Annotated in this window: 27 protein-coding genes; 15 read left to right on the forward strand and 12 right to left on the reverse strand. The window is 71.4% G+C overall.

The window, feature by feature from the left end; translation table 11 throughout:
• The first annotated feature begins 102 nt into the window (after positions 1 to 102).
• A complete protein-coding gene (locus ND450_RS10125) occupies positions 103 to 1,800 on the forward strand; it encodes an aminotransferase class V-fold PLP-dependent enzyme (protein ID WP_253325879.1) in 1,698 nt (565 codons plus the stop codon).
• Between the two features lie 5 nt (positions 1,801 to 1,805).
• On the opposite strand, the gene ND450_RS10130 is transcribed toward ND450_RS10125, so the two are convergent.
• Positions 1,806 to 2,063 carry a metal-sensitive transcriptional regulator gene (locus ND450_RS10130; RefSeq protein ID WP_089920896.1) on the reverse strand — a complete coding sequence of 86 codons (258 nt, stop codon included), beginning with the start codon at positions 2,061 to 2,063 and terminating at the stop codon, positions 1,806 to 1,808.
• A gap of 110 nt (positions 2,064 to 2,173) precedes the next feature.
• On the opposite strand from ND450_RS10130, the gene ND450_RS10135 reads away from it, so the two are divergent.
• The 3 genes from ND450_RS10135 to ND450_RS10145 are packed head-to-tail and all read left to right on the forward strand — an operon-like array spanning position 2,174 to position 3,178.
• Positions 2,174 to 2,383, forward strand: coding sequence for a hypothetical protein (locus tag ND450_RS10135; protein WP_253325880.1), 210 nt, complete (start codon positions 2,174 to 2,176; stop codon positions 2,381 to 2,383).
• Positions 2,384 to 2,396: 13 nt separating this feature from the next.
• The gene (trxA, locus tag ND450_RS10140; RefSeq protein ID WP_253325881.1) at positions 2,397 to 2,774 is read left to right on the forward strand and encodes a thioredoxin; all 378 of its coding nucleotides are present in this window, start codon (positions 2,397 to 2,399) and stop codon (positions 2,772 to 2,774) included.
• On the forward strand, positions 2,771 to 3,178 hold the full coding sequence (locus tag ND450_RS10145) for a DUF302 domain-containing protein (RefSeq protein WP_253325882.1): 408 nt from the start codon (positions 2,771 to 2,773) through the stop codon (positions 3,176 to 3,178). The genes trxA and ND450_RS10145 overlap by 4 nt, the downstream gene beginning before the upstream one ends.
• Here ND450_RS10145 and ND450_RS10150 read toward each other — a convergent pair.
• Together ND450_RS10150 and ND450_RS10155 are read right to left on the reverse strand one after the other, a co-directional pair.
• Positions 3,150 to 4,481, reverse strand: coding sequence for a HAMP domain-containing sensor histidine kinase (locus ND450_RS10150; RefSeq protein ID WP_253325883.1), 1,332 nt, complete (start codon positions 4,479 to 4,481; stop codon positions 3,150 to 3,152). The two genes, ND450_RS10145 and ND450_RS10150, sit on opposite strands and share 29 nt — an antisense overlap.
• Positions 4,471 to 5,160, reverse strand: coding sequence for a response regulator transcription factor (locus ND450_RS10155; RefSeq protein WP_253325884.1), 690 nt, complete (start codon positions 5,158 to 5,160; stop codon positions 4,471 to 4,473). Before ND450_RS10155 ends, ND450_RS10150 begins: the two co-directional genes overlap by 11 nt.
• 143 nt (positions 5,161 to 5,303) lie before the next feature.
• On the opposite strand from ND450_RS10155, the gene ND450_RS10160 reads away from it, so the two are divergent.
• Positions 5,304 to 5,942, forward strand: a complete 639-nt coding sequence (locus tag ND450_RS10160; RefSeq protein ID WP_253325885.1) for a DUF2202 domain-containing protein — start codon at positions 5,304 to 5,306, stop codon at positions 5,940 to 5,942.
• A gap of 17 nt (positions 5,943 to 5,959) precedes the next feature.
• Here the strand turns inward: ND450_RS10160 and ND450_RS10165 are convergent, their stop codons facing one another.
• Genes ND450_RS10165 through ND450_RS10175 form a run of 3 tightly spaced genes read right to left on the reverse strand, consistent with a single transcriptional unit; the run spans position 5,960 to position 8,768 of the window.
• Positions 5,960 to 6,808, reverse strand: coding sequence for a sulfite exporter TauE/SafE family protein (locus tag ND450_RS10165; protein WP_253325886.1), 849 nt, complete (start codon positions 6,806 to 6,808; stop codon positions 5,960 to 5,962).
• Between the two features lie 5 nt (positions 6,809 to 6,813).
• Complete coding sequence (locus ND450_RS10170; RefSeq protein WP_253325887.1) at positions 6,814 to 7,389, reverse strand: rhodanese-like domain-containing protein; 576 nt, start codon at positions 7,387 to 7,389, stop codon at positions 6,814 to 6,816.
• Positions 7,386 to 8,768 (reverse strand): rhodanese-like domain-containing protein, encoded by a 1,383-nt coding sequence (locus ND450_RS10175; RefSeq protein ID WP_253325888.1) that lies wholly within the window; start codon positions 8,766 to 8,768, stop codon positions 7,386 to 7,388. Before ND450_RS10175 ends, ND450_RS10170 begins: the two co-directional genes overlap by 4 nt.
• A gap of 221 nt (positions 8,769 to 8,989) precedes the next feature.
• On the opposite strand from ND450_RS10175, the gene ND450_RS10180 reads away from it, so the two are divergent.
• Both ND450_RS10180 and ND450_RS10185 read left to right on the forward strand, forming a co-directional pair.
• Complete coding sequence (locus tag ND450_RS10180) at positions 8,990 to 9,514, forward strand: hypothetical protein (protein ID WP_253325889.1); 525 nt, start codon at positions 8,990 to 8,992, stop codon at positions 9,512 to 9,514.
• A 50-nt stretch (positions 9,515 to 9,564) separates the two neighbouring features.
• Entirely contained in the window at positions 9,565 to 10,749 is a 1,185-nt protein-coding gene (locus ND450_RS10185; RefSeq protein ID WP_253325890.1) for a hypothetical protein, read from the forward strand.
• Between the two features lie 74 nt (positions 10,750 to 10,823).
• Here the strand turns inward: ND450_RS10185 and ctaD are convergent, their stop codons facing one another.
• Positions 10,824 to 12,557 carry a cytochrome c oxidase subunit I gene (gene ctaD / locus ND450_RS10190; protein ID WP_253325891.1) on the reverse strand — a complete coding sequence of 578 codons (1,734 nt, stop codon included), beginning with the start codon at positions 12,555 to 12,557 and terminating at the stop codon, positions 10,824 to 10,826.
• Between the two features lie 415 nt (positions 12,558 to 12,972).
• Between ctaD and ND450_RS10195 the strand changes: the two genes are divergently transcribed.
• From ND450_RS10195 to ND450_RS10205, 3 genes are all read left to right on the forward strand, one after another.
• Positions 12,973 to 13,236, forward strand: coding sequence for a hypothetical protein (locus ND450_RS10195; RefSeq protein WP_253325892.1), 264 nt, complete (start codon positions 12,973 to 12,975; stop codon positions 13,234 to 13,236).
• A 283-nt stretch (positions 13,237 to 13,519) separates the two neighbouring features.
• Positions 13,520 to 14,116, forward strand: coding sequence for a lipocalin family protein (locus ND450_RS10200; RefSeq protein WP_253325893.1), 597 nt, complete (start codon positions 13,520 to 13,522; stop codon positions 14,114 to 14,116).
• Positions 14,113 to 14,418: a hypothetical protein gene (locus ND450_RS10205; protein WP_253325894.1), complete on the forward strand. Its 306-nt coding sequence runs from the start codon at positions 14,113 to 14,115 to the stop codon at positions 14,416 to 14,418. The genes ND450_RS10200 and ND450_RS10205 overlap by 4 nt, the downstream gene beginning before the upstream one ends.
• A 17-nt stretch (positions 14,419 to 14,435) precedes the next feature.
• Here ND450_RS10205 and ND450_RS10210 read toward each other — a convergent pair whose 3' ends face one another.
• Both ND450_RS10210 and argF read right to left on the reverse strand, forming a co-directional pair.
• On the reverse strand, positions 14,436 to 15,332 hold the full coding sequence (locus tag ND450_RS10210; RefSeq protein WP_253325895.1) for a carbamate kinase: 897 nt from the start codon (positions 15,330 to 15,332) through the stop codon (positions 14,436 to 14,438).
• Positions 15,332 to 16,324: an ornithine carbamoyltransferase gene (gene argF / locus ND450_RS10215; RefSeq protein ID WP_253325896.1), complete on the reverse strand. Its 993-nt coding sequence runs from the start codon at positions 16,322 to 16,324 to the stop codon at positions 15,332 to 15,334. The genes ND450_RS10210 and argF overlap by 1 nt, the downstream gene beginning before the upstream one ends.
• 458 nt (positions 16,325 to 16,782) lie before the next feature.
• On the opposite strand from argF, the gene ND450_RS10220 reads away from it, so the two are divergent.
• Positions 16,783 to 17,820: a zinc-dependent alcohol dehydrogenase family protein gene (locus ND450_RS10220; RefSeq protein WP_253325897.1), complete on the forward strand. Its 1,038-nt coding sequence runs from the start codon at positions 16,783 to 16,785 to the stop codon at positions 17,818 to 17,820.
• Positions 17,821 to 17,867: 47 nt separating this feature from the next.
• Here ND450_RS10220 and ND450_RS10225 read toward each other — a convergent pair whose 3' ends face one another.
• From ND450_RS10225 to ND450_RS10235, 3 genes are read right to left on the reverse strand one after another with little or no spacing between them, the layout of a single operon-like run.
• Positions 17,868 to 18,080, reverse strand: coding sequence for a PLDc N-terminal domain-containing protein (locus ND450_RS10225; RefSeq protein WP_253325898.1), 213 nt, complete (start codon positions 18,078 to 18,080; stop codon positions 17,868 to 17,870).
• 2 nt (positions 18,081 to 18,082) lie between these two features.
• Positions 18,083 to 18,694 carry an HPP family protein gene (locus ND450_RS10230; protein WP_253325899.1) on the reverse strand — a complete coding sequence of 204 codons (612 nt, stop codon included), beginning with the start codon at positions 18,692 to 18,694 and terminating at the stop codon, positions 18,083 to 18,085.
• Positions 18,695 to 18,707: 13 nt separating this feature from the next.
• The gene (locus tag ND450_RS10235; RefSeq protein WP_253325900.1) at positions 18,708 to 19,394 is read right to left on the reverse strand and encodes a CBS domain-containing protein; all 687 of its coding nucleotides are present in this window, start codon (positions 19,392 to 19,394) and stop codon (positions 18,708 to 18,710) included.
• A gap of 190 nt (positions 19,395 to 19,584) precedes the next feature.
• On the opposite strand from ND450_RS10235, the gene ND450_RS10240 reads away from it, so the two are divergent.
• Genes ND450_RS10240 through gap form a run of 4 tightly spaced genes read left to right on the forward strand, consistent with a single transcriptional unit; the run spans position 19,585 to position 24,978 of the window.
• The gene (locus ND450_RS10240; protein WP_089920493.1) at positions 19,585 to 20,580 is read left to right on the forward strand and encodes a nitroreductase family protein; all 996 of its coding nucleotides are present in this window, start codon (positions 19,585 to 19,587) and stop codon (positions 20,578 to 20,580) included.
• Positions 20,577 to 22,823: a phosphoenolpyruvate synthase gene (ppsA, locus tag ND450_RS10245; protein WP_253325901.1), complete on the forward strand. Its 2,247-nt coding sequence runs from the start codon at positions 20,577 to 20,579 to the stop codon at positions 22,821 to 22,823. The genes ND450_RS10240 and ppsA overlap by 4 nt, the downstream gene beginning before the upstream one ends.
• A gap of 13 nt (positions 22,824 to 22,836) precedes the next feature.
• A complete protein-coding gene (fbp, locus tag ND450_RS10250) occupies positions 22,837 to 23,958 on the forward strand; it encodes a fructose-1,6-bisphosphate aldolase/phosphatase (RefSeq protein WP_253325902.1) in 1,122 nt (373 codons plus the stop codon).
• Positions 23,959 to 23,967: 9 nt separating this feature from the next.
• Positions 23,968 to 24,978: a type I glyceraldehyde-3-phosphate dehydrogenase gene (gap, locus tag ND450_RS10255; RefSeq protein ID WP_253325903.1), complete on the forward strand. Its 1,011-nt coding sequence runs from the start codon at positions 23,968 to 23,970 to the stop codon at positions 24,976 to 24,978.
• Positions 24,979 to 25,116 lie beyond the last annotated feature (138 nt).

The following is a 25,116-nucleotide window of genomic DNA, read 5'->3' on the forward strand; positions in this document are numbered from 1 at the left end:
CAGTCTTCGATCCGCGGGGAGGAGCTCCCAGGGGCCAACGTCCCCGCACGAGCGGGCCCATCGACCGCGTCCCCGCCGTGCCGCCGGATCCAGGATGGAACCGTGACGAGCAACGTCCTCGCAGCACCGGCATCGCCTCTGCTGGAACGCATCCGCCGCGGGCTCATCGGAGACCACGACGTGCTCGACGGTCCGTACGGCCCGCGCCGGATCATCTACGCGGACTACACCGCGTCGGGCCGGGCGCTGGACTTCGTCGAGGACTTCCTGCGCGCGCACGTCCTGCCGCGCTACGCCAACACCCACACCGAGAGCTCCGGCACCGGCCGGTACACCACGAGGCTGCGGGAGCAGGCGCGGCGCCTGATCCGCGACTCGGTCGGCGGGACCGAGGACGACCTCGTGATCTTCTGCGGTTCCGGTGCGACCGCCGCGATCAGCAAGCTCATCGGCATCCTGGAGATCAGGATCCCGGCCGGGCTGGACCAGGAGTACTCGCTGAGCCGGCGCATCCCACCGCACGAGCGACCGGTCGTGTTCGTCGGCCCCTACGAGCACCACTCCAACGAGCTGCCGTGGCGCGAGTCGACAGCGGACGTCGTGGTGATCGGCGAGGACGACCACGGGCACATCGACCTCGCCGAGCTGCGCAGGCAGCTCGTCCGGTTCGAAAACCGTCCACTGAGGATCGGCAGCTTCTCCGCCGCCTCGAACGTGACCGGCGTGCTGACCAACACCGACAGCATCGCGGCGCTGCTGCACGACCACGGCGCACTGTCCTTCTGGGACTACGCCGCGGCGGCCCCGTACGTGCCGATCCGCGTGCGCGAGAGCGCTCCGGGCCGTGGTGACCACAAGGACGCCGTCTTCCTCTCACCGCACAAGTTCGTCGGCGGTCCGCAGACCCCCGGGGTCCTCGTCGTCCGGCGGGAGCTCGTCACCAACACCGTGCCCACCGTGCCGGGTGGTGGCACGGTCGCTTTCGTGCGGCCGGACGGTCACCGCTACCTGGACGACCCCGTGGCGCGCGAGGAGGGCGGCACACCGGCCATCGTCGAGTCCATCAGGGCGGGCCTGGTGTTCGCGCTCAAGGAGGCCGTCGGCACCCGGACGATCCAGCACCGCGAGGAACGCCTGTGGCGGCACGCCTTCGCGACGTGGGAGGACGAGCCGGGCATCGAGATCCTCGGCGACCACGGCGCCGCGCGGCTGCCGATCGTGTCGTTCCGGATCCGCTCGGGCGACCGGTTCCTGCACCACAACTTCGTGGTCGCCGTGCTCAACGACCTGTTCGGCGTCCAGGCGCGCGGTGGCTGCTCGTGCGCGGGACCGTACGGCCACCGGCTGCTGGCCATCGACACCGCGCACTCCCACGGCTACGACCACGAGGTCGCCATCGGCTGCGAGGGCGTGAAGCCCGGCTGGGTGCGGCTCGGCTTCAACTACTTCATCACCGACGCGGTCCGCGACTACCTGGTCGAGGCGGTCCGGCTCGTCGCCCGTCACGGCCACCGGCTGCTGACCGACTACGTCTTCGACCCGCACACGGGACTCTGGACCCATCGTGCCGCCGCGACGGTCCCGCTGGGACTGCCGGACCTGCGCGCGGCCGTGACCGGGGAGGTCCCCGCCGCACCGGCTCGCGCCGGCGACGCGGCGCTCGCGACTCAGCTCGACGAGGCCAGGTGCCTGTTCGCGGCCCGCGCCGACCTCGTCGACGACGGGCCCACCGGCCTGCCTGAGGACTTCGAGGCGCTGCGCTGGTTCGTCCTGCCGCCCGTCTGCCTGCTGGCGCCGTGACCGGGTCAGGCCAGTGCGAGGAACAGCTTCTCGAGCTGGGCGCGGTCGGCCACCGCCTGCTCGGAGTCGTCGGAGACGCACTTCTCCAGACCGCTGGCGATCAGCTTGAAGCCGGCCCGGTCCAGTGCTCGCGACGCGGCCGCCAGCTGCGTGATCACGTCCTTGCAGTCGCGTCCGGACTCGATCATCTGCACGAGCCCGCCGACCTGGCCCTGCACCCGGCGCAGTCGCTTGACCACGTCCGCGAGCACGTCTTCGTCCATCTCCACCGGCTACCTCCTCGAGTACCCCCCAGGGTACCTGAAGGGGAATGGAGAACCGCCGGGCGACGTTGAACCAGATACCCCTGGGTGTATGTGACCGGAGGAACCAGATGAACGACGGCGAACTGAAGGTGATCACGACCAGGTGCGGGCGCCACATCACCGTGGGGCACGCGGCCATTCCCGCGAGCTCGATCCGCTGGGTGACCGTGCGGATCTCGTCCGGTCACCAGGGGCACCGCAGCGAGTGGATCAGCCTGAGCCCCGCCGAGGCGTCCGAGCTCGGTGCGGCGCTGATCGCACGCGCGGCGACCAACTGAGGAGGAGTCCGCTGTGGACACCATCGAACTGAACAAGGACAACTTCACCGACGTCACGACCCGCCCGGGCACGGTCCTGGTCGACTTCTGGGCGTCCTGGTGCGGCCCCTGCAGGGTCTTCGCACCGGTCTTCGAACAGGCCGCGTCACGGCACGGCGACCTCACGTTCGGCAAGGTGAACACCGAGACGGAGGCGGAACTGGCGGAGGCGTTCGGCATCTCGTCCATCCCGACGCTGATGGTCATCCGTGACGGCGTCGTCGTCTACTCCCGGCCCGGCGCTCTTCCCGCCACCGCCCTCGAGGAGCTGATCACCAAGGTCGGCGAGCTCGACATGGACCAGGTGCGCGCCGCCGCACGATCCCGCCGCGGAGAGGAGCGACGACCGTGAAGTACGACCTGACCGTCACCCTCGACCTGCCTCACGACGACGCCGTGGCAGCCGTCCGCACGGCCCTGAAGGACCAGGGTTTCGGTGTGCTGACCGAGATCGACGTCCGGGCGACGCTGCGGGAGAAGCTCGGCGCCGAGATGGAGCCGTACGTGATCCTCGGAGCCTGCAACCCACCGCTGGCGCAGCGGGCGCTGGACGTCGACCGGACGATCGGCCTGCTCCTGCCGTGCAACGTGGTCGTCCGCGCGGACGCCGGACACACGGTCGTCCAGGCCCTCGCCCCGGACGTGATGACCGAGATGACCGGGCAGGAGGGACTGGGCCCGGTCGCCGAGGAGGCGGGCGTGCGTCTGCGCGCCGCGCTGGACGCGCTCACCGCGCGGGTGACCGCGGCAGGGTGATGGTGAACAGGGTGCCGTCACCGCCGGAAGTGGCGGTGACGGTGCCGCCGTGGGCGGTCACGAGCTCCTTGACGACGGCGAGCCCGATACCGGTTCCGGCCGTGCCGCGCGCGGAGTCCCCGCGCCAGCGCCGTTCGAAGACGTGCCCGAGCTCCTCCGCCGGGATGCCGGGTCCGGTGTCGTGCACCTCCACCAGCGCGGCCTCGCCGGCACGACGGACGCGCACCGTCACCCTCGCGCCGCGGCGGGCGTGACGCGCGCAGTTCGACAGCAGGTTGCCCAGCGCCTGGTGCAGGCGGTCGGGATCCGCGCGCACCACGACTCCGGGTTCCAGTTCGGTGACCACCTCCAGGCCGGCGGCGCGCAGGTGGGCGTCGTGCGCGCGCACCGCCGTCCGCGCGACCTCGGCGAGGTCGGTCTCCCGCCACTGCAACGACAGCGCCGCGCTCTCCGCCTCGGCGAGCTCGGCCAGGTCCCGCACGATCCGGCCGAGTCGCTGCGCCTGGTCGTGCAGGGCGCTCAGGCGGGCGGCGTCCGGCTCGGCCAGCCCGTCCCGCAGCTCCTCCAGCCCCGCCTGCAGCGCGGCCAGCGGCGTGCGCAGCTCGTGCGCGACGTCACCGGTCAGGTCGCGACGCGTCCGCTCGGCGCGCGCGACCTCCTCCGCCATGTGGTCGAACGCGGTCGCGAGCTCGCCGAGCTCTCCCGGTGCGTGCACCCCCGCTCGCGCCGAGCGGTCCCCGGCGGAGATGCGCCTCGCGGCGCGGGTGAGACGGGCGAGCGGCACGACGATCCGCCGGCCCACGAACCACGTGGCGAGGCCGGCGACCACCAGGGCGACGCCCGCCGCGAGCAGGATCCAGCCCCAGGCGACGTCCCGCGCGGCGGGATCGGCTGGGGAGCCGAAGACCAGCAGGACGGAGCCCACCACCGCACCGCCCGCCACCACCTGCGTCTCCACCCGACCCGCTCCGGTCCCGGTGTTCATCGGCATGCCGCGGCCGTGACCGGACACCGTCACGCCGTCGGCCGTCCTCACCACGAGGCGGGCCCCGGCGCCCGTCGCGAGGTCGGCGGCCGCGGCGAGGTTCACGCCGCCCCACCCGCCCGCGGCGGTGTAGGCGGCGGCGACAGCAGCGGCCACCCGGTCGGCGGCCTGCCGCCGCGCGGCCGTCTCCGCCGCCTCCAGGCCCCGGCCCGTTCCCCACAGCGCGCCGCCGGTGAGCACGACCACCGACGACAGCGCGACGACGAGGAACGCCGCGAGCAGGCGCGTGCTCAACGGGCCGAAGCGGTCACGGATCACGGCTCAGCCCCAGCCGGTAGCCGACGCCGATCACCGTTCGCACCACGTCCGGCCCACCGGGGCCGAGCTTGTGGCGCAGGTTCTTCACGTGGGAGTCGATCGTGCGCTCGTACCCCTCGAACTCGTAGCCGCGCACGCGGTTGATCAGCTCGTAGCGCGAGTACACCCGGCCGGGAACCGACGCGACCGCGGCGAGGATCCCCCACTCCGTGGGAGTCAGCTCCAGCAGCTCACCGTCCCAGCGCGCTTCGCGCCTCTCCTCGTCGAGCAGGAGGCGCCCCTGCCCGAAGGACACCGGTCCGGGCGGTGCGGCGGAGTTCACGCGGTGCAGCACCGCCTGCACCCGCAGCACGAGTTCGGTGGGGCTGAACGGTTTGGTCACGTAGTCGTCGGCGCCGAGCTCCAGACCGCGGATGCGGTCCTCCACCTCGCCCCGCGCGGTCAGCACGACCACCGGCGTGCGCCCCGACTCCCGTGCCGCGCGCAGCACCTCGATCCCGTCGACGTCGGGCAGGCCGAGGTCCAGCACCACCAGGGCGGCCGTGCCGTCGGCCACCACCGAAAGCGCGTGCGCGCCGGAACCCGTCGTCAGCACGGTGAACCCCGCGCGTTCGAGGTACCGGCGCAGCAGCTCGCGGATCTCCTTCTCGTCCTCCACGACGAGCACGGTGTCTGCCACAGGTCCTGTCTACGCGGACGGATCTCCCCGTTCGAGGGACGAAGTACCTGCCGGGCAAGGGCTCCACGTCATCTCCACACGATCTGCGCACCGCCTTCGCGGGCGAGGCCGACGATGGGACCGTCACGAGGAAAGGAGGAGCCATGAAGACCCGGACCCGGATCGCCGCGATCACGGCGGCCGGAATCGTCACGGCGGGTGCGTTCGCCGGGACGGTCGCACTGGCGACCGCCTCACCGCCGATGAACGGCCCCGGCCCCGGCCACGGCCCGGTCACCACGCCGCGCGGCGGGCCGCGCGACGGAGGATGCCTCGCCGTTCCCGGCATCACCGACCCGAGCGGCACGCTCACAGAGGTGCAGCGCACCGCGCTCGCGGCCAACGCCGAGGAGGAGAAGCTGGCCCACGACCTGTACGCCGAGTTCGCCCGCCGCTACGACGCGCCGGTCTTCGACCACATCGCCGCGTCGGAGACCACGCACCTCGAAGCGGTCCGGACGCTGCTGAGCCGCTACGGGATCACCGATCCCACCGCGAACCAGGCGCCCGGAAAGTTCGCGACACCGGCTGTGCAGGCGACCTACGACCGGTTGCTGGCGCAGGGAGCCGCGAACCAGGACGCCGCGCTCGAGGCCGGACGCGCCGTGGAGACGGCGGACATCGCACTGCTGCGCGAGTCGCTCGGCGGACTCACCGCACCCGATGTCCAGCGCGTCTACGGCAGCCTGCTGACCGCGTCGCAACGCCACCTCGCGGCGTTCGACCGCTGGCTGAGCCGGTGAGACGAGGGTGGCGGCCCCTACTCGGGGCCGCCACCCCTGTCCGCCTTCTGCCGCACGCGTCCGACCAGCCACGCACCGCCCGCGCCCCCCAGGAGCAGGACCGGGACCACCCAGACCGCCACCGGGAGCTCCTGCGCGAGGACGAAGCCGCCCATCACGAGCACGAACCAGCCGAACCCCTTGCGCAGCGCGGTGTCCGGGATCAGCCCGGTCAGCCGCCCGCCGGCCAGGCTGCCCACCACCGCCGCGGCGGCGACCAGCAGGGTGAGCGTCCAGTCGACGTGGACGGTCGCGAGGTAGCCCGCGAGCCCCGCGAAGGACTTCATCGCGATCACCACGAGCGACGTGCCCACGGCGACCGCCATGGGCAGACCGCCCAGCAACGCCAGCGCGGGGACCACGAGGAACCCGCCCCCGGCACCGACCAGGCCGGTGACCGCGCCGACCACGAGCCCTTCGGCGACGACCCGCGGCACGGGGAGCTCCCCGTGCGGTTTCACCGGGCCGCCCTCCCGCCGGCCGCGGAGCATCGCCACCGCCGTTGCGATCATCATCACGGCGAAGCCCACCAGCAGCCACGTTCCGGGCACCAGTTCCGCGAGGCGGCCACCGCCGTAGGCGCCGGCCATGCCCGCCGCTCCGAACACCAGTCCCGTCCGCCACCGCACCCGACCGGCCCGTGCGTGCGACACGGCACCGAACGCGCTGGTGACACCGACGACGAACAACGACATCGCGATGGCCTGCTTGGGTTCCTGGCCTGCCAGGTAGACCAGCACCGGCACGGTCAGGATCGACCCGCCACCGCCGAGCACCCCCAGCGCGAGGCCGACGAGCACCGCGGCGAGCAGCGTGAGCACCACCATCCCGCTCACCTGCTCCGATCGCCCAGCGCCGCCACCACGGACGCGAACGTCGTGCGCGGGCCCTGGTTGTAGGGCAGCCGCGAGAGCGCCGTGCCCAGCACACAGGTGTCGGTGAGGGCCGCCGTGGCCAGCCCGGCGCCGACCAGGGCCGCGAGCCAGGTCACCGGCGGCACCAGCAGACCGACCAGGACCGAGAGGAGCACCACCGCACCCGCCACCAGCCGGACCTGGCGTTCCAGGTCCCAGCGCGGTGTCCCGTGCCGCACCGGCCCGCCCGCCGCCTGCCACGCGGTGATGCCGCCGTCGAGCAGGCGAAGGTTGGGCAGTCCCGCGGCCGCGAGCGCCCGTTCGGCCTCCACGGCCCGCCGCCCGGTTCGGCAGATCAGCACGACCTGCTCGTCCAGGTGCGCGCGCAGCTCGTCGCGGTGCTCGCGCAGCAGGTCCAGCGGCACGTTGTAGGAACCGGGGACGTGCGCGGCCTCGAACTCGCCGGGCGTGCGCACGTCGATGAGCCGCGGGCCGGCTCCGGTCTCCAGCTGCCGGCGGAGCCCGGCCGCGTCCAGGGTCACCGGTGAGCTCATGCCCGCTCCCCCGCGACAGTCGCGCCGGCGTTGCCGAAGTCGTCGTCGACGTGCACCGCCCGACGTCCCGCCGCGGCCAGCACGCTCGCCGCGATGGACGCCCGGTACCCGGACTGGCAGTGCACCCACACGGTTCCGGCGGGCAGTTCCGCCACTCTCCGCGGCAACTCGGGCAACGGCACGTGGACGGCGCCTTCGAGGTGTCCCTGCCGCCACTCGCCGGCCAGCCGCACGTCCAGGACGACGTCGGCGGGCGGCAGGCCGTGCGGCGGGTCGCCGGCTCGCGCGGCGGCCAGGTCGGCGAACGTGGCCACGGCCAGCTCCCCGAGACCGCTCTCGTCCCGCGCCCACTGCTCCGGTGTGCCGGTCGCGGCGGCAGCGGGACGGTCGATGCCGATCCGCGCCAGCTCCCGCTGCGCCTGCGCCACCTCCTCGGCGGACTCGCCGAGCAGCGTGATCGGAGCGCCCCACGGCACCATCCAGCCGAGCCAGGTGGACATCGGCCCGTCCAGCCCGAAGCTCAGCGTGCCGATCAGGTGCTGGTGCGCGAAGGCCTTGCGCGAACGCAGGTCCACGACCCACTCCCGCGCCTCGATGCGGCCGCGCAGCTCGGCGGCGTCCGCGATCCGCACCGGCGTCAGGTCGATCAGGCCGGCGCCTTCGGCGTTCCGCACGCCCATGTGCGCGTAGTAGGCGGGATAGGCGTCGAGTCCGGCGAGCACCTGGCCGACGAAGTCGTCCGCCTCCAGGCACAGCGCGGGGTTGCTCGCCCTCTCCCTGCCGATCGTCGACGACGGTGCGTCGGCCTGCGTGGCGGAGCAGAAACTGCCGAACCCGTGCGTGGGCCAGATCTCCGCCCCGTCCGGCAACAGGTCCGCGAGGCGGCGCACCGACGAGTGCTGGTGGTGCGCAAGGGTGTTCGCGTGCTGCTTGCCCAGCAGATCGGTCCGACCTGTGGTGCCGAACAGCAATGAACCACCGGTGAACACACCTTGTGGGCCTCCTGGCCCGTGCAGGACGTACGAGACGTGGTGGAACGTGTGCCCCGGTGTGGCCAGCACGGTCAGCCGCATCCGTTCGGACAGCACGATCTCGTCGCCGTCCACCACGGGCAACCGGTCGAACGCCACGTCGTCGGCACCGGCCACGACGTACACCGCCCCCATCAGCCTCGCCAGCGCCAGGCCTCCGGACACGTAGTCGTTGTGCAGGTGCGTCTCCACGACGTGGGTGATCCTGATCCCGCGCCGGCCCGCCAGCTCCACGAGCCGGTCGATGTCGCGCTGCGGGTCCACCACGACCGCCACGCGTCCGTCGTGCGCCAGATAGCTGCGGTCTCCCAGTGACGAGGTCGCCACGACCTCGACTTCCAACGACATGGTCATTTCCCTCTTCCGCACAAGGCTTTCAGCTGGTCGCCCACACTTTGCGTAGATACCCCCGGGGGTACCCGTGACACCACCGTACGCGGCATGGCGACACGCCTGCAACTACCCCCGGGGGTATCCGAACGGGGCCACTGTGCCCCGGCCGGGCGATCCGTTCGGCACTGGAGTGCCGCGAGAAGCCGGTGCTGCCATGGGAGCGGGAGGTGGAACCGGTGCAGAACTACGTCTTCTTCATCGCCCTGTGGCTCGTGTGCGTCGTGGCGACCATCAGCGGCGCACTGCTCGCTCTCCGCTGGGAGGTCGGGCTCTATGTGGGCAGGATCGCGGTGGGCGTGCTGTTCGTCGTCGGCGGCGCACTGCTCCACGTGATCAACCTGGCGCGCGGGGACGACTACGCGGGCTTCGCCGATCCCGCCCACTTCGACTGGGTGACGCGGGCGTGGCGGGCCGTCGTGCCGCCGAACCACGTCCTGCTGATCTGCCTGCTCATCGCTTTCGAGGCCGCGGCGGGGATCCTCGTGGTGGCCGGCGGGCGGTGGACCCGCCTCGGCTACCTGGCCGTGATCGCGTTCCACGTCCCGCTGTGGCTCTTCGGGTGGTACGAGACCGTCTACGTGCTGATCATGCTGCCGCCGCTCGTGTTCCTGCTGCGGCAGGAGGTCCGGCGCGGTCACGCCGGTCACCGCGCGGACGGCGCGCACCCACTTCGGTCAGGTGCACATCGGCCGCAACGGTGACACCGGCCTCCGGCACGGTTGCAGCCCTCGACTCACGGAAGAGGTGCGTTGTGAACACCGTTCGAACCGTTCTCCGCGGCAGTGCCGCGGCCGTCCTGGCCTTCGGATCGAGCGGCGGGGTCCTCCCCACTCCCGCCGGCGCGGTCACGACGACGTCCACGCCCGTGGTCGTGCTCGAATCCCTCGGAGGTTCCGCCTACCCGAACGCCCTCAACGAGCACGATCTCGTCGCCGGCATCGCCTACCTCGGGGACGGCTCGGCACGCGCTGTGCGGTGGGACCGCAGAGGAAGGATCACCAGGCTCGGCAGACTTTCCGGTGAGACGAGCAGCACGGCGGTGGATCTGAACGACGCCGGAACCGCTGTGGGCACGTCAGCCGGTGAGAACGGGCACACGCGGGCCGTCCGCTGGGCGAGGGACGGGACGGTCGCGGATCTGGGCACACTTCCAGGCGAGGTGGATTCCACCGCGCGTGTGATCAACGACCGTGGGACCGTCATCGGAGAAGCCGGGAACGGCCTGTCGCCGGGCCCAGGGGTGCTGTGGGACGCGACCGGTGCGATCACCGAGATCTCGCCGCGCGCGACGCTCAGCGGCCTCAACAACCTCGACGTGGTCGTCGGAAACGAAGGCGCCGTCGCGAGGAAGTGGGACCGGCACGGCGGTCGGCTGCCCTTGGACAGGCTGCCGGACGAGGCGTGGAGCGTCGCCCGAGGCATCAACGACAGGGGAACGGCGTTCGGGTACGCGGGCACCGCGGACGGCCGCCAGTACACCGTGCGCTGGGATTCCGAGGGCAGGGTCGCGGTCCTGCGCGATCTGCGCGACAGCACCAGGTCCACACCGGTCGAGATCGACTCGCACGACGAGATCGCCGGCTTCGCGGTGGTCTCCGGTCCGGAGGGCTTCTCGCACGCGGTGAGGTGGGACGAGAACGGACGGGCGAGAGACCTGGGCACGTTGGGTGGCCGGCAGAGCATGTCGAACGACATCAACGACGAAGGCACCGTGGTCGGCTGGGCGGACGTGAGTCCGCGGAGCTTCGAGTCACACGCCGTGCGGTGGAGCCGCACCGGCCGGGCTTCCGACCTCGGCACGCTGCCCGGAGCCACCTCGAGCACAGCCGCGCAGATCAACAACAGGGGCACGATCACGGGCTGGGCCACGACGGCCGATCACAGCCGTGCCGTTCTGTGGCCCACCGTCCGTCCGCGCTCGGAAACGACCCCGTGAGCGTGGAAGTCCGCGCGTGGTCGGCAAAGGGCGACCTGCACACCCCGGCATTCCCCCGGTTCACCGCTCGGCTGTCACGGCGTCTCCCCGGTCTGCTCGTTGTCACCAGCTCCGTCCAGCGCCCGCCCGGTGAACCCGACGCGGGCTTCGCGATGGCTGCGCTCGATCATGTGCGGGTGGTGGAGGTCGAACGCCGGCCGGTGCGACCGGATTCGGGGCAGCTCCGTGAAGTTGTGCCGCGGCGGTGGACACGACGTGGCCCACTCCAGCGAGCCGCCGAACCCCCACGGGTCGTCGACGGTCACGACCTCGCCGAACCGGTAGCTCCTGACCACGTTCCAGATGAACGGCAACGTCGAGGCGCCCAGCACGTACGCGCCGACCGTCGACAGGGTGTTCAGGCCGGTGAAGCCGTCCGTGGCGAGGTAGTCGGCGTAACGGCGGGGCATGCCCTGGTTCCCGAGCCAGTGCTGCAGCAGGAAGGTGAGGTGGAAGCCGACGAACGTCGTCCAGAAGTGCACCGCCGCCAGGCGTTCGTCCAGCATCCTGCCGGTGATCTTCGGGAACCAGAAGTAGATCCCGGCGAACGTGGCGAACACGATCGTGCCGTAGAGGACGTAGTGGAAGTGGGCCACCACGAAGTAGGTGTCGGACACGTGGAAGTCCAGTGGCGGTGCGGCGAGCAGGACACCGCTCAGCCCGCCGAAGAGGAAGGTCACCAGGAAGCCGACGGAGAACAGCATCGGCGACTCGAAGGTCAGCCGGCCCTTCCACATCGTGCCGATCCAGTTGAAGAACTTGATGCCCGTCGGGATGGCGACCAGGAACGTCAGCAGCGCGAAGAACGGCAGCAGCACCGCGCCCGTGGCGTACATGTGGTGCGCCCACACCGCGAGGGACAGCGCGGCGATCGACAGCGTCGCCCACACCAGGCCCTTGTAGCCGAAGATCGGCTTGCGCGAGAACACCGGGACGATCTCCGAGATCACCCCGAAGAACGGCAGCGCCAGGATGTACACCTCGGGATGGCCGAAGAACCAGAACATGTGCTGCCACAACACGACTCCGCCGTTGGCCGGGTCGAAGACGTGCGCCCCGAGCAGCCGGTCGGCGAGCAGGCCGAACCCCGCCGCGGTGAGGATCGGGAACACGATCAGCACCAGGATGCTGGTGACCAGGACGTTCCAGGTGAAGATCGGCATCCGCCACATCGTCATCCCGGGGCCGCGCAGGCACACCACCGTCGTGACCATGTTGACCGCGCCGAGGATGGTGCCGAGCCCGCCCACCGCGACCCCGACGATCCAGAGGTTGGCGCCGACCCCCGGCGAGTGGGCCGCGCCGGAGAGCGGGACGTAGGCGAACCAGCCGAAGTCGGCGGCGCCGCCCGGCGTCACGAAGCCGCCCAGCATGATCAGGCCACCGAACAGGAAGAGCCAGAACGACAACGCGTTCAACCGCGGGAACGCGACGTCCGGCGAGCCGATCTGGAGCGGCAGCACGAAGTTGGCGAAACCGAAGACGCTCGGCGTCGCGTAGAGCAGCAGCATCACCGTGCCGTGCATGGTGAACAGCTGGTTGTACTGCTCCGCGGAGAGGAACTGCAGTCCCGGCCGGGCCAGCTCGCCGCGAATGAGCATCGCCATGGCCCCGCCCACCATGAAGAAGGCGAAGGTGGTGACGAGGTACATCACGCCGATCTGCTTGTGGTCGGTGGTGCGGAGCAGGCCGAGCAGTGTCGCCCCCTTGCCCTTGCGGCGGGCGGATCCGGGGTGGATCTCGATCGGGGCCGGGACCAGTGCCGTCACAGATGTCTCCAGTGTCGTTCGTGGACGCGCACTTCCAGGCTCGTCCCCGTGGCGGCGGGTCTGGAGGGCCCGAAGTCATCCCGCGCGGGGACCTTCGCCGCTTCCGCACCGGCCGCGGCGGAGCACTGGTCGCCCGGCGGCACGACGACCTCCAGGAGCAACGGAGCTCGACCAGCGGCCGGTCCGGCCCTGCGTGCGCGTGGACGCCCCTCCGGCGACTCGCTCGCCGACGTCCGGCCTCGGACGGGCCCGGTCATCCGGTGGGCTGGTCCGGCGTCCGGCAGCCGCGCCTGTGCGAGAACGGGCGTATCGACTCCTCCTACCGGCCCTGGCAGATCGGGACCTTGTGCTCTGACTTCGCTGCTCCGACGGCAGCAAGGTGTGTGAGTTCACACGGCCCCAAAGGAGGTTCGCGGTGCACCACACCCGCGAGAGACGCACGCCCATCGCGATCGCCCAGTACTTCGACAACGTCGTCGACTACCTCGCCTGCGAGGGCATCGACGTGACCCAGGTGGTCCTGGACCTCGAACCGGCGCGTCCGATGCGCGGTCAGGTGGTGACCGGACGCGGGCCGGTGCTGCGCTGGCGCGAGGACCTCGGCTGGAGCAACGGGATCAGGACGACCAGCCCCGGTGCGCAGCCCGATGACGTCGCGGGGCTGCTCGACCGGATGTGACCGGTGCTGCCCGGCGACCTGGCCCGTGAGCCCCGGCTCTCCCCCGACGACCCTGGTCCGTGAAGCTCTTGCTCGCCCTGCCCGGACCGCGGTCGGCCACGCCCACGCCGACCCGAACGGACCGCCCTGTCCGGTCCGAGCCACCCGGCAAGCCCGCGGTGCGCCGTGGTCCGCCCAGGGCGAACCACCCACGCCGACCCGGCCGTCCCGCCATCATGCAGGCCGTCGTCCCCGGCCCTAGCGTTCTGTGCGCAGGGCTCGTTGGGTGTCGAAAGGTGATCTCATGCGTTTCACGGCGGTGGCGGCGGCCCTCGCACTCGGTCTGTGTCTGGTCCCCGTCCCGGCGACCGCCGGCACGCCCGACACCGAGGTGCGGCCGGTCCGCTCGGTCGACCTCGAGCGCTACCAGGGTCGCTGGGTGCAGGTGGCGGCGATCCCCCAGCCGTTCCAGGCGCAGTGCGTCCGCAACGACGGCGCGGTGTACACCCTGTTGCCGGAAGGCCAGGTCAAGGTCGTGAACTCGTGCACGCGCGAGGGTGGCGTGACGACGTCGCTGGAGGGCAGGGCCCGCCTGACCGACCCCGCCTCCACCTCGAAGCTGCAGGTGTCGTTCGTCCGGACGGCCGACGGCTGGAGCTTCGACAGGCCGGGCACCTACTGGGTGATCGGGCTCGACCGCGACTACCGCTGGGCGGTGGTCGGCGCGCCGGACCGCCGGACCGGCTTCGTGCTGGCGCGCACGCCCACTCCGTCCCGCCAGGACGTGCTCGGCATGACCAGGGCACTGCTCCGCAACGGGTACGACCTCTGCGCATTCAGGATCACCGCACAGGACGGCGGCGCTCCGGAGCCCGCTCCCGTGTGCCCCGGGCAGCGATGAGGACGGCCTGCGCCGGCGAGCTCATGACCGCCGTCGCACGGGGTGACCAGGCCGCGTTCGGTCGGCTGTACGACCTCCTCGCGGGCGCGGTCTTCGGTCTCGTCACGGACGCTTTGAGGGCGGAGACCGGTCACGCCGATCCCGCCGCGGCCGAAGACGCCGCCCTCGACGCGTGGACGCACATCTGGCGCAACGCGCCGGCGCTGCTGCACCGGTCGTCCCGGCCGCCGAGCTCGGCGGAGGCGGTCACGTGGATCCTCCACGAGGTGCGCACGAGGTGCTCCGCCCCGGTGGCGGCCTGAAGCCCTCTGGGAGTGGATCACCGCACAGCGGTGCCCGCCGAACCCTCCAGGACGCGTGCGGCGTCGGGGAGGGCGCCGATGGCCGCCTCGGAGCCGGTCGCCAGGACGAACCGGCGGCACGCTTCGACCTTCGGTCCCATGGAACCCGCGAGGAACTGCAGCTGATCGATCTCGCCGAGGTCCAGGTGGTCCAGCGGCTCGGCACTCGGCAGCCCGAAGTCGGACATGACCGCGGACACGTCGGTCAGCAGGAGCAGGCGGTCGGCCTTGAGCGCGATCGCGAGTTCGGCGGCCGTGAGATCCTTGTCCACCACAGCTTCCACACCCTCCAGCTTCCCGTCGTCGACGACCGGTGCGCCTCCCCCGCCGGCGCAGACGACGACCGTTCCCGACCCGACCAGGTGCTCGATCGACTCCTGCTCGACCAGGCGGACCGGTTCCGGTGACGGCACGACCCGGAGCCAGTGCGGCCCGTCGGCGGCCATGGTCCAGCCGTTCCGCTCGGCCAGGCGTTCGGCGTGCTCGCGTTCGTAGACCGGGCCGATGAACTTCGTCGGCGACGCGAACGCGGGGTCCGCCGCGTCGACGACGGTCTGGGTCAGCACCGCGAGGACCGGCTTGCGCACACCCGCGTTGCGCAGGGACCGGGCCAGCCAGTAGCCGATCATGCCCTGGGTCTCGGCGCCGAGCGTGTCGAGCGGGTACGGACGCGTCAGCGCGGGATCGGCCGAGCTCTCGAGGGCCAGCAGGCCGATCTGCGGTCCGTTGCCGTGGCAGACGACGAGCTCGTGGTCGGCGGCCAGGGGCGCGAGTGCTCGCGCCGCCGCTTCGACGTGGTGCAGCTGGACCGAGGCGTCGGCGCGTTCGCCGCGCCGCAGCAGGGCGTTGCCTCCGAGAGCGACGACGACGCGCATCAGGAGGCCAGTCCGGCGATCAGGACCGCCTTGATCGTGTGGAGGCGGTTCTCGGCCTGGTCGAAGACGACCGAGTTCGGTGACGTGAAGACCTCGTCGGTGACCTCGGCGCCGTCGAGGCCGTACTGCTCGTACACGCGGCGGCCGACCTGGGTGGTGCGGTCGTGGACGGACGGCAGGCAGTGCAGGAACCTGGTGTTCGGGTTGCCGGTGGCCTTCATCAGCTCGGCGGTGACGCGGTACGGGGTCAGGAGCGGGACGCGGGTGTCCCAGGCCTCCGGGGAGTCGCCCATGCTGACCCACACGTCGGTGTAGAGGAAGTCGGCGCCGCGGACGGCCTTCTCCGGTTCGGCGGTGACGAGGACGCGGGCGCCGGTCCCGATGGCGAGCTCGTGGGCCTTGGCGACGACGTCGGCCGGTGGCTGCAGCGAGGCGGGTGCGGCGATGCGGACGTCCATGCCGAGCAACGCGCCGGTGATGAGCAGCGAGCGGGCGACGTTGTTGTGGCCGTCGCCCACGAACGCGAAGGCGATCTCCTCCACCGGCCCGGGGTGGTTCTCGACCATGGTGAGCACGTCGGCGAGCATCTGGGTCGGGTGCCACGAGTCGGTCAGGCCGTTCCAGACCGGGACGCCCGCGTGGTCGGCGAGCTCCTCGACGGTGTCCTGGGCGAAGCCGCGGAACTCGATGCCGTCGAACATCCGGCCGAGGACCTTGGCGGTGTCCACAACGGACTCCTCGCGGCCCATGTGGGACCCGGTGGGGTCGAGGTAGGTGACGTGGGCACCCTGGTCGTGGGCCGCCACTTCGAAGGCGCAGCGGGTGCGCGTGGAGCTCTTCTCGAAGACCAGGGCGATGTTCTTGCCTACGAGCAGCGGGTGCTCGGTGCCGGAGGCTTTGGCCCGCTTCAGGCCGCGGGCCTGGGAGACGAGGTCGAGGAACCGGTCCTGGGTGAGGTCCAGCTCCTTGAGCAGGGTGCCGGGGTGGCGCATCGCGTTGTGTCCTTTCAGATGCCGTCGCGCTGGATCGGGCAGGTCATGCACCGGGCTCCACCGCGGCCGCGTTCGCCGCCGGGCACACCCGGCGTTGAGGAAACCGGCGAAACTCGCCGAAGGCGTCGCGCGCAGACGTGCGGTCCACCGGAGCCGCCGAACGCCACCAGGTTGACGGGCACGAACGTCGCCAGCGCGGAAGGCAGGCCGAAGACACCGGTGCCGATGACGGACGCGTCGCGGAACCCGGATTCGCGACCTCAGTGGTCACGAGGCGCTCCTCACTCCGCCGTGGACCCTCCGGCTGTCAGCCTCCGCTCCCGGCACACGTGGCCCCACCTGCCCAGGGCACCTCGCCGCCGGGCACTTGGTCCTCTCCCGTGCGGGACCCCGGTCCCTGCGCTCCCGCCGTGCCCGCGAGAAGGCTGGACGGGCAAGCGACTCGCGAGGAGGAAGCGATGAAGGCGCTGGTCTACGGCGGTCCTGGCACACGCGAGTGGAAGGACGTCCCGAAGCCCGTGATCGAGGACCCGGCGGACGCGGTCGTGCGGGTCACCGCGGTCACGATCTGCGGCACCGACCTGCACATCCTCAAGGGGGACGTGCCCGAGGTAGAGCCCGGCCGGGTCCTCGGCCACGAGGCCGTCGGCGTGGTCGAGCAGGTCGGTGCGTCGGTCACCGGGCTCAAGCCCGGTGACCGAGTGCTCATCTCGTGCATCACCACCTGTGGGCGGTGCTCCTACTGCCGGACCGGCAGCTACGGGCAATGCCTCGGCGGCGGTGGCTGGATCCTCGGCCACACCATCGACGGAGTGCAGGCCGAGTACGTGCGTGTGCCTTTCGCCGACACGTCGACCCACCTGCTGCCCCCGGACGTCTCCGACACCGCGGCGGTGGTGCTGGCGGACATCCTGCCCACCGCGTACGAGGTGGGCGTGCTCAACGGGACGGTGAAGCCCGCGGACACGGTCGTGGTCGTCGGAGCCGGTCCGATCGGGCTGGCGGCGATCCAGACCGCCCAGCTCTACAGCCCGGGCCACGTGGTGGCCGTGGACCTCGCGGCGTCACGGCTCGAGGCGGCCAAGCAGTTCGGCGCCGACGTCACCGCCGCCACGGCGGAAGAGGCCGAGCGGGTCGTCGGCGAGCTGACGGGCGGGCTCGGTGCGGACGTGGCGATCGAGGCGGTCGGCGTGCCGGACACGTTCGAGCTGTGCGCGAAGCTGGTGCGGCCGGGCGGGCACGTGGCGAACGTCGGGGTGCACGGCAAGCCGGCGACGCTGCACCTGGAAAGCCTCTGGATCCGCAACCTCACCATCACCACCGGACTCGTCGACACGGTGTCCACGCCGACGCTGCTGCGGATGGTGGAAGCCGGGCGGATCGACGGCGAGCGGTTCATCACGCACCGGTTCGCGCTCGACGAGATGGCCGAGGCGTACGAGGTGTTCGAGAACGCGGGCGACAGCGGCGCTCTGAAAGTCGTTCTGCAGGCGTGAAACCGAACGGAAGGGCGCCGGGACCGTCCTGGCGCCCTTCCGTTCGGCTACGTTCGCCGCCCCCACCTGAAGTAGGCCAGGGGCCCCACGAAGTTCACCAGAATCGCGAGCGCCCACCACTTCTTCCGCCCGCGGACGAACTCGTCGGGCCGCAGGGCCAGGTCGGTCCAGGCAGCCCCTGCGAGCAGGACCTGCACGACGCTCAGGAGAACGAGGGTCCTGCGCCTGCCCTCGGACAGGTCCTTCCAGTGCGCGGCCACGGTCAGATCCTCTCCCTCGATGTGATGCGCACGTCCGTCACGCCGGCGATCGCGCGTGCCAGCACCTCGGCCACGTGCCGGTCCGTCGCGTCGTCCAGATCGTCCACGATGGACACATTGCCGCCGTGCACCTCCACCTGCCACTGGTGGGCGGGGCCCAGGACGACGAGCCGGTGACGGATCTCCGCCTCGATGGCGGAGTCCGCGCGGCTGATGGAGCGGAGCATGTCCCGCCGGGTCACGATCCCCGCGAGGTGTCCCTCGTACACGACCGGGATGCTGCGCACCCCGTGCTCGAGCATGAGATCGGCGACCTCGGCCAGATCGGTGTTCGGCGTGACCGTCACCACGGGTTTCGTCATCACCTGCGCCACCAGCTCCTGAGGCGCGCGCCTGGGTGCGGGCGGTTCACCGTGCACCAGTCCACGTGGGTCCTGCGGCAGCCGGTCCCTCAGCAGTTCGGCCTCGCCCACCACACCGACGAACACGCCGGCGGCGTCGACGACGGGCAACGTCGTGAAACCGCGCTCCGCCAGCAGTCGCGCCGCGTCGCGGGCTCCCATGTCCGGGCTGGCCACCACGACGTCGGCGGTCATCACGTCTCGAGTCCTCACGGGTCGCCTCCCTTCAGCCGAAGATCTCGGTCTGGCGGGGCTGCACGGTGTCGTTCCACCCCGGCCGCAGCCGGTTCTGGAGGTCCACGACTCCCGGCAGCGAGCGCACGAGGTGGTCGGCGATGTCGATCTCGCTCTGGCGTTCGAGCCGTCCCTGCAGACTCACCACCCCGTCGGTCACCACGACGTCGACGGTGTCCGGGTCGACCCACAGCGTGCGCCCGAAGACCTCGTCACGGATCGTCGTCCTGAGATCGTCGTCCTCGCGCAGGTAGAGCTTCAGCAGGTCGCGCCGGGACAGCACACCGACGAGCGCTCCGTCGTCGTCCATCACGAAGAGCCTGCGGACACCGGCCTCGGCGAGCTCCCTGGCGGCCGCGCTGGCGCCGGCACCCGGTGACACCTTCCTGACGGGGCTGGTCATCACGTCCCGGGCCGTCAGCCCGGACACCTTGTCCCAGCGGTGCTTGGCGTCGCGTCCCGCGAACAGGCCGGGTGCGTCGGCGGTGCCGCCGCGGAACTCCTCCTTCGGCAGCAGATCGGCCTCCGACACGACACCGACGGGATATCCGCCGTCCAGGACGGGTACGGCGCTGATCCCGTTGTCCTCCAGCAGTTGCACGACGTCCTTGAACGTGCTCTCCACGTCCGCGGTGATCACCTCGCGCGTCATCAGCGAGGAGACAGTCGGTTCACGCATGACACACCCTCCGGTGATCTGTTCGTTCCCGTGTGCCCCAGCGTCGTCGTGCACCCGGCCGCCGGCCACGTGCCAAAGGCGGCGCCCGCCGGGACGGCGGTCCCGCTTCGCAGGGGACCTAGGCCCCTCACCCGCGTCCGCCGGCGCTGAAAGGTTGAAAAGCGCAACTGGACACAGGGAGGTGATCCGGATGGACCGCGGTCAGCCGGACGAGAACACGCTGCGGGCGGCGGTCGCGCTCGCGTGCCGCGCGCCTTCGGTGCACAACTCCCAGCCGTGGCGCTGGGAACTCGGCAAGCACAGCCTGCACCTGTACGCCGATCGGACGCGCGGCCTGCCCGCCGTGGACCCGCTGGGAGCCGACCTCGTCATCAGCTGCGGGGCCGCACTGCACCACCTGCGCGTCGGACTGGCGGCTCTCGGGTGGCGAGCGGTCGTCCACCGGCTGCCCAACCCCGGACAGCCCGACCACCTCGCGGCCGTCGAGTTCCAGGCGGCCGAACCGAGCAAGGCGCACGTCGCTCTCGCGGCGGCGATTCCGCGCAGGCGCACGGACCGGCGGGCGTTCTCGTCCTGGGCCGTGCCGGACGAGATCGTCGCGCAGCTCGTCGCCGCCGCGCTCGCGGAGGGTGTCGAGGCCCAGGAGGTGCGGGGCCGGGCACGCGACGAACTGCTGATGGCCATCGCCAAGGCCGCCACCGCGCAGGAGGCCGATCCCGCGTACCGGGACGAGATCCGCGAGTGGACCGGTGTCTACCCCGGCGCCTCCGCGGGAGTCCCCGCGGCGAACATCCCCTCGGGCCCGCACCAGTACGGGAACCTCCAGATGCGCGAGTTCGCCCCGGGCGAGCTCAGGCAGACCGACCGGCTGCTGCTGAGCGAGGACGCCGGTTCGCTGCTGGTGCTCAGCACCTCGTCCGACGACGCGCTGTCGCGGCTGCGCGCGGGCGAGGCCACCAGCGCGGTCCTCCTCGAGGCCACGTCCGCCGGACTCGCGTGCTGCCCGCTCAGCCAGCCTCTGGAGGTCGTCGAGACGAGGGATCTCGTCCGCGACCAGGTGCTGGGCGGCTCCACCTGTCCCCAGCTCGTCATCCGGGCCGGCTGGGCCGGCTTCAACGCCGACCCGCTGCCCTCCACGCCCCGCCGTCCCCTCGTCGACGTCCTCACCCCGCAGGAGCGGTCATGAGCAGTTACATCCGGGATTTCAGCACGCTCGGCAAGGACGACACCGAGACGGCCGGCGGAAAGGGCGCCAACCTCGGTGAGCTGACCCGCGCGGGCCTTCCCGTCCCACCGGGATTCGTGGTCACGGCCGAGGCGTTCCTGAAGTCGATGGGCCAGGTCCGCGAGGAGCTCGCCGGGGAGCTCGCGGTCGCACTCGACCGGGCGAGCTCGCCGGAGCGCCTCGCCGAGGCGGCCGAACGGATGCGGGACCTGGTGCGCAAGGCCGGGATCTCGGACGACGTCCGGCACGAGGTGCTGCAGGCCTACCGCGACCTGGGCCAGGACGAGTCCGTCGCCGTGCGGTCCTCCGCGACCTCGGAGGACACCGCCGGAGCGTCGTTCGCGGGCATGAACAGCACCTTCACCAACACCCGCGGCGCGCACGCCCTGCTCGACCGGCTGCTGGACTGCTGGGTCTCGTTGTTCGGCACCCGGTCGGTCGCGTACCGCGCCGAGCAGGGCATCACCGACGAGCCCGCGATCGCCGTCGTGGTGCAGAAGATGGTGAACTCCGAACGCTCCGGCGTCATGTTCACCGCCGACCCGTCCTCGGGCGACCGGGACAAGCTGCTCGTCGAGGGCTCGTTCGGCCTCGGCGAGGTCGTGGTGAGCGGCTCGGTAGAGCCGGACACGTACGTGTTGCGCCGCAACGGTGACACGGTGTCCCTTGTGGACACCCGCATCGGCCGCAAATCCCACAAGATCGTGCGCGGCCCGGACGGGGCCGACCAGCGCGTCGAGCTGAGCTCCGAGGAGTCCAGCGCGCAGGTGCTCACCGAGGAGGAGGCCGTCGCCATCGGCCGGCTCGGCGTGCGCGTGCAGCGGCACTACGGCGAACCGCAGGACACCGAGTGGGCGATCGCCGACGGCAAGACCTGGCTGGTGCAGTCCCGTCCCATCACGACGTTGCCCGAGACCGTCGTCCCGCTGGACGGACCGCTGGTCGCGGGACTGGCCGCGTCGCCCGGCGTCGCGTCGGGACGGGTCAGGGTCCTGAACTCCCCCGACGAGGGCTCCCGGCTGCGTGACGGCGAGGTGCTCGTCGCCGAGATGACCAACCCCGACTGGGTGCCGACCATGCGCCGCGCGTCCGCGGTCGTCACCGACGGCGGCGGCATCACCTGCCACGCCGCGATCGTGGCGCGCGAGCTGCGCGTGCCGTGTGTCGTGGGCACCGGCTCGGCGACGTCGGTGTTGAAGGAGGGGCAGCTGATCACGGTCGACGGCAGCGCCGGTGAGGTCCGCGCCGGGTCGGCGCCGATCACCACGGCACCCCGGATCGTCGCGCCCGCCATGCCGTCCACCGAGGCGCTCGGCACCCGCGTGTACGTCAACCTCGCACTGCCCGAGCACGCCTCCGAGGTGGCCGCGATGCCGGTCGACGGCGTCGGATTGCTGCGGGCGGAGTTCATGCTCACCGAGGCGCTCGGCGCCGAACACCCGCGCCGCTTCCTCGCCCGCAACGGAGCCGAGGACTTCCTCAACGCGATGACGTCCGCGCTGCTCAAGATCACCCACGCGTTCGCACCGCGTCCGGTCGTCTACCGCACGATGGACTTCCGCACCAACGAGTTCCGCGAGCTCAAGGGCGGGGACGCGTTCGAGAAGCACGAGCACAACCCGATGATCGGCTACCGCGGCTGCTTCCGGTACGTGGACGACCCGATGCTGTTCGGCCTGGAACTCAGGGCGCTCGCGCGGGTTCGCGAGCAGACGCCCAACCTGCATCTGATGATCCCGTTCGTCCGCACCAAGTGGGAGCTGGAGGCCTGCCTGGAGCACATCGACCGCAGCACCCTCGGCAAGCAGCGCGGCCTGCACCGGTGGGTCATGGCCGAGGTTCCCTCGGTGGCGTACTGGATCCCCGAGTACGCCCGGTCCGGCATCGACGGGGTCTCCATCGGCAGCAACGACCTCACGCAACTGATGCTCGGCGTCGACCGCGACTCCGAGCTGTGCGCCGACCTGTTCGACGAGTCCGACCCGGCCGTGCTCGACATGATCGGCCGCATCGTCGGCGCCGCCCGCGACGCGGGCATCACCTCGTCGCTGTGCGGCCAGGCACCGTCCAACAAGCCGGAGTTCGCCGAGAAGCTCGTGGAGTTCGGCATCACCTCCATCTCGGTGAACCCCGACGCCGTTCCCGCGGCGAGGGCGGCGATCGGCTCCGCCGAGCGCCGGCTCCTGCTGCGCACCCTCCACTGAACCGGAGACCACCATGATCACGCTCAGCATCATCAAGGCGGACACGGGAGGCTACGTCGGGCACTCCTCCGTGCACCCCGACATGCTGGCCGCCGCCCAGGACGCCCTGGCCACCGCCGTCAGCGATCGTCTGCTGGTCGACGCCCAGGTCGCGAGCTGCGGTGACGACATCTCGCTCATCATGACCCACGAGCACGGCGCCGACGCCGAGCCGATCCACTCGTTCGCCTGGGACACGTTCCTGCGCACCACGGAGATCGCGAAGCGCCTCGGGCTCTACGGCGCCGGGCAGGACCTGCTGTCCGACGCGTTCAGCGGCAACCTGCGCGGCATGGGACCCGGCTACGCCGAGCTGGAGTTCACCGAACGTCCCAGCGAGCCGATCATCTGCTTCCTGGCCGACAAGACCGAGCCCGGTGCGTGGAACCTGCCGCTGTACAAGATGTTCGCCGACCCGTTCAACACCGCCGGTCTGGTGATCGACGCCAACATGCACGCCGGCTTCCGCTTCGAGGTCTACGACCTGCACGAGGAGAAGAAGATCTGGTTCGACTGCCCGGCCGACCTCTACGAGATGCTGATGTACATCGGCGCCCCGGCGCGGTACGTCATCCACTCCGTGCGGTCGAAGACGCTGGACGAGCAGGCGGCCGCCACCTCGACGCAGCGGTTGTCCCTGATCGCGGGCAAGTACGTCGGCAAGGACGACCCGGTGATGATCGTCCGGGCCCAGTCCGGCCTGCCCGCCGTCGGTGAGGTGCTGGAGCCCTTCGCCTTCCCGCACAGCGTCGCCGGGTGCATGCGCGGTTCCCACCACGCGCCGATCATGCCGGTGGCCATCGGCCAGGCGCATCCCGCCCGGTTCGACGGACCGCCCCGCGTCACCGCCCTGGGCTTCCAGGTGCGCGACGGCAAGCTGATCGGCCCGCGCGACATGTTCGACGACCCGTCGTTCGACCGTGCGCGGAGCACGGCCAACGAGGTCATGGACTACATGCGGCGCCATGGTCCGTTCGAGCCCCACCGCCTGCCGCTGGAAGACCTCGAGTACACCACCATGCGGCTGCTCGAAGAGCGCCTCGCCGCCCGCTGGGAGCCGATGGCTCCCGCACCGCTGCCCGTTCCAGCCCAGTAGGAGGAGCACATGCCGGTTCGCGTCGCCATCAACGGGTTCGGTCGGATCGGGCGGGACGTGCTGCGCGCCGCCCTCGACCGCAACGACACGGCGATCGAGATCGTCGCCGTCAACGACATCACCACACCGGAGATCCTGGCGCACCTGCTCGCGTTCGACTCGACCTACGGGCCGTGGCGCCGGCACATCTCCGCCGAGGGGAACACGATCACGGTCGACGACCACAGCATCCTCGTCACCGCCGAGGCGGATCCGAAGGACCTCAACTGGGGCATGCTCGGGGTCGACGTCGTGATCGAGGCCAGCGGGAAGTTCCGCACCCGCGAGACCGCGGGAATCCACCTCGAACGAGGTGCGCGCAAGGTGCTCATCACCGCTCCCGGCAAGGACGTGGACGCCACGATCGTGCTGGGCGTCAACGACGACACCTACGACGCCCGCTCGCACCACGTCATCTCGAACGCGTCCTGCACGACCAACTGCGCCGCCCCGATGGCCGCCGTGCTCGACGAGGCGTTCGGCGTCGTGGAGGGCGTCATGACCACGATCCACAGCTACACCGGTGACCAGGCGCTGCTCGACCGCCCCCACAAGGACCTGCGCCGGGCACGTTCGGCGGCCGTGAACATCATCCCGACGTCCACGGGAGCGGCGCGCGCCATCGGGCAGGTCATCCCCTCGCTGAACGGCAAGCTCGACGGCCTGGCGGTGCGGGTGCCGGTCGAGGACGGCTCGCTCACCGACCTGACGGTGCGGCTCGCCGAGCCGGCCACCGCGGGACAGGTGAACCGTGCCTTCTCCGAGGCCGCCGCCAGGCACCTCAAGGGAATCCTGCGCTACACCACCGACCCGGTCGTCTCCCGCGACATCATCGGCGACCCGGCGTCGTGCGTGTTCGACGCGTCGCTCAGGAAGGTGCAGGGCAACGTCGTCAAGGTGATGGGGTGGTATGACAACGAATGGGGCTACGCCAACCGCACGGTCGACCTGGCGGACCGCGTCGCCCGCACGTTGCCGTGACACCGTCGTGGGGGTTCGCGCGTGACGCGGGAACCCCCACGAACGCGGCCCGGGACGCCTGCGCTCCGGACCGCCGCCTGGGGAGCCGGCCCCTGGCTCCACGTGCGGCCTGCTCGCGCGACCGCGGCTCGGCATGCT

It is taken from the genome of Lentzea sp. HUAS12 (genome assembly GCF_024125735.1).
Lineage (GTDB): Bacteria > Actinomycetota > Actinomycetes > Mycobacteriales > Pseudonocardiaceae > Lentzea > Lentzea albida.

Bases quoted from the DNA above. Each gene is read 5' to 3' on its own strand.
- ND450_RS10130 (WP_089920896.1), bottom strand. From the start codon at position 2,063: ATGGACGAAGACGTGCTCGCGGACGTGGTCAAGCGACTGCGCCGGGTG.
- ND450_RS10135 (WP_253325880.1), top strand. From the start codon at position 2,174: ATGAACGACGGCGAACTGAAGGTGATCACGACCAGGTGCGGGCGCCAC.
- ND450_RS10160 (WP_253325885.1), top strand. From the start codon at position 5,304: ATGAAGACCCGGACCCGGATCGCCGCGATCACGGCGGCCGGAATCGTC.
- ND450_RS10165 (WP_253325886.1), bottom strand. From the start codon at position 6,808: ATGGTGGTGCTCACGCTGCTCGCCGCGGTGCTCGTCGGCCTCGCGCTG.
- ND450_RS10170 (WP_253325887.1), bottom strand. From the start codon at position 7,389: ATGAGCTCACCGGTGACCCTGGACGCGGCCGGGCTCCGCCGGCAGCTG.
- ND450_RS10175 (WP_253325888.1), bottom strand. From the start codon at position 8,768: ATGTCGTTGGAAGTCGAGGTCGTGGCGACCTCGTCACTGGGAGACCGC.
- ND450_RS10200 (WP_253325893.1), top strand. From the start codon at position 13,520: ATGCGTTTCACGGCGGTGGCGGCGGCCCTCGCACTCGGTCTGTGTCTG.
- ND450_RS10205 (WP_253325894.1), top strand. From the start codon at position 14,113: ATGAGGACGGCCTGCGCCGGCGAGCTCATGACCGCCGTCGCACGGGGT.
- ND450_RS10210 (WP_253325895.1), bottom strand. From the start codon at position 15,332: ATGCGCGTCGTCGTCGCTCTCGGAGGCAACGCCCTGCTGCGGCGCGGC.
- argF (WP_253325896.1), bottom strand. From the start codon at position 16,324: ATGCGCCACCCCGGCACCCTGCTCAAGGAGCTGGACCTCACCCAGGAC.
- ND450_RS10220 (WP_253325897.1), top strand. From the start codon at position 16,783: ATGAAGGCGCTGGTCTACGGCGGTCCTGGCACACGCGAGTGGAAGGAC.
- ND450_RS10235 (WP_253325900.1), bottom strand. From the start codon at position 19,394: ATGCGTGAACCGACTGTCTCCTCGCTGATGACGCGCGAGGTGATCACC.
- ND450_RS10240 (WP_089920493.1), top strand. From the start codon at position 19,585: ATGGACCGCGGTCAGCCGGACGAGAACACGCTGCGGGCGGCGGTCGCG.
- ppsA (WP_253325901.1), top strand. From the start codon at position 20,577: ATGAGCAGTTACATCCGGGATTTCAGCACGCTCGGCAAGGACGACACC.
- fbp (WP_253325902.1), top strand. From the start codon at position 22,837: ATGATCACGCTCAGCATCATCAAGGCGGACACGGGAGGCTACGTCGGG.
- gap (WP_253325903.1), top strand. From the start codon at position 23,968: ATGCCGGTTCGCGTCGCCATCAACGGGTTCGGTCGGATCGGGCGGGAC.